The organism is Glutamicibacter sp. NPDC087673 (assembly GCF_044743255.1).
GTDB lineage: Bacteria > Actinomycetota > Actinomycetes > Actinomycetales > Micrococcaceae > Glutamicibacter.
In genome coordinates, this window is sequence record NZ_JBIUWB010000018.1 from 1 (window position 1) to 2,134 (window position 2,134).

At 56.2% G+C, this 2,134-nt stretch carries 2 protein-coding genes; one reads left to right on the forward strand and one right to left on the reverse strand.

Going from position 1 to position 2,134, the window contains the following annotated elements:
* Positions 1–544 precede the first annotated feature (544 nt).
* Positions 545–988: a MepB family protein gene (locus ACIOTL_RS18060; protein WP_038993720.1), complete on the forward strand. Its 444-nt coding sequence runs from the start codon at positions 545–547 to the stop codon at positions 986–988.
* 18 nt (positions 989–1,006) lie between these two features.
* Here ACIOTL_RS18060 and ACIOTL_RS18065 read toward each other — a convergent pair whose 3' ends face one another.
* Positions 1,007–2,059 (reverse strand): type II toxin-antitoxin system HipA family toxin, encoded by a 1,053-nt coding sequence (locus ACIOTL_RS18065; RefSeq protein ID WP_400344224.1) that lies wholly within the window; start codon positions 2,057–2,059, stop codon positions 1,007–1,009.
* Positions 2,060–2,134 lie beyond the last annotated feature (75 nt).

A 2,134-nucleotide genomic window follows, 5' to 3' on the forward strand; every position in this document is an offset into this window, starting at 1 on the left:
TTGTTCTCGGCGACAAGGAAAAACTATACACAGGTTTTGGGGGTCCTGCAAATCGGGTGGGTGGTTTTTGACGGTGACCGTGCACACTTAATTCCTGAACTGCTGATTCGGCTCTTTCCATGTGCCCAATCGCTGGCAATTATTACCGAGCTAGGGCTGAGCGCGTAAACATTATTTCGCAGCTGCACAGAGCATCAGCGCCTGTACCTAGCGAGTTTATTGAACCCTTGAGAAGCGTACGCATATACGCGAACCCAATGAATTGTGCCCACATCAGCCGATTAGACGATGCGGGCGCATGCGTGCGTCTGAGCAAGGCACAAGAAGAGAACGCACATGGCGAAACGATGCATCTGGAGGTTCCATGCGCGTGACGGCCAAGGCGGCATCAGCGCAATGACTACCTAGAGCAGTCGGCATTGATGCCGGCCCAATACAGGTCTTGCAGTGCTACGTAAGCACCACCCTCGGCTACGGTGAATAGCAGCGATATTTCGATCGCTGCCACTCCACTTGATGATCTACCGAATACAGGATGAAGTCTATGAAGTTCACGGCGTTGGAACGCTATTGCCACCTCACTGGGCAATCGTATGGCGAGGTGACTCCCGAAGAACAGCAGAGCGATTATCAAGCCGGGGTAACTGAGCTTGACGGACAGCGGTGGCGGATCAGGACCGCAAGGATCACGCCAACAAAGCCAGGTGGGTTCGTAGCCATATGGCATCGGGACGAAACTGGGACTACTGCCCCCTACGAATCCGAAGAGGGACTGCGCGGAGTTATGGTCTTTATCGAGGAAGCCGGCTGTTTCGGCGTCTTCCGCTTTACTCAACAGCACCTCGAGGAGCTGGGCGTCTTCGCCTCAGCATCGGCTCCAGGCAAGCGCGGTTTCCGCGTCTATCCATCATGGACGGCTGGCCTTAAGGGGCAAGCGAAGAAAAGCCAGAATAGTCAGCTGCCTGCGTTCACGTTGCTCGCAGACTAACTTGTCCCGCTCAGACGCCTACTGCAGCTCCATGCGCCGGAACCTGAGTTCTCGTTGCGCACCACGCAAAGGTGAACCTTCAAAAGGCAACTCGCTGAGATCCACAGTCAATGCGGCTTTCAATGCCAACTGGTTCGCTGACTGCGTGGCCCGGTCAGCCAAGCCGAGCACCCTTGCAAGCTCCGCCCAGTGCTTCTTCTTCAGATTCTTAGCCTTGCCGGCAACAGTCAAAGCCATGGTGTCATCGCCGTAGACCAGGGTGCATGGGATGTCGTAGATGGGCGCTACATTAAACCGTCCATGCAAGTCCGCCAGAATCGAGACGTTCTTTCCATGCAAGTCGCCGTTGCCAGTTAGCCACGCAAAGACGAACTGCATGTATAGATTGCGCCTGGCGAGCACCGGAGCCTGGCACTGCAGCGCTAAGGCTTCAATAGCTTGTTCCGTGCTCACTGCATACTTGCTTGCCGGCGGAAGGTTCAATACCTGCATGGCATCTTCCAACGCCAAACGCGTGGGACTATCCGCCCCCTCGACACCCTCGCGATCGAACCTCTCGACCAGCAGCCCCGGACTCCCAGTGGAATCCAGTACTAGCCGATTGTTTGCGACCGGAAGTTTGAGCAATCGCGCTGCTTTCAGGTGCTGCGCCTCATTAACGGCCAAATGCGGATGATCCCGGGGATCAAGCTTGAGCAGATAGGCGCTGTTCTTGAACTCCACTGGTGTTGTCAGCATGGTTGCGCTGATCTTGTCTTGCACGCCGGGGATCGAGTGGCGGTCCAAGGTGCGCGCGAGGACCGAGAAGTCGAGTTCGGCCGTGCTGCTGAATTCAGCAACCACGGGGGTTTGCTCCAGTGCTGATCCTTCCGGAACAACGCGTACATTGCCTGGAGTGTCGGCGCCCACTGCCATCAGCAGAGTCAACTCGTCAGAGATGCTGGTCTTAGTTGCGTCCTTGAGAACGGTCAGGCGATGGCCTTCGGGCAATAGTCCCGAGAAGAACGATGGCAACGCGCCCCCAGGCCCAACGTATGCCTCCGGGGAAGCTTGAACCGTCCCGGAAATCATGCCGCCGTCTTATGTGCAGCTGCGTCGGGTAACGAGCCTGTCATTTCATCATAGTAGACTCGCTCAAATTCCTCT

What these genes read in the sequence shown, in the direction of transcription:
- ACIOTL_RS18060 (WP_038993720.1), top strand. Translation starts at nt 545, where the DNA reads ATGAAGTTCACGGCGTTGGAACGCTATTGCCACCTCACTGGGCAATCG.
- ACIOTL_RS18065 (WP_400344224.1), bottom strand. Translation starts at nt 2,059, where the DNA reads ATGATTTCCGGGACGGTTCAAGCTTCCCCGGAGGCATACGTTGGGCCT.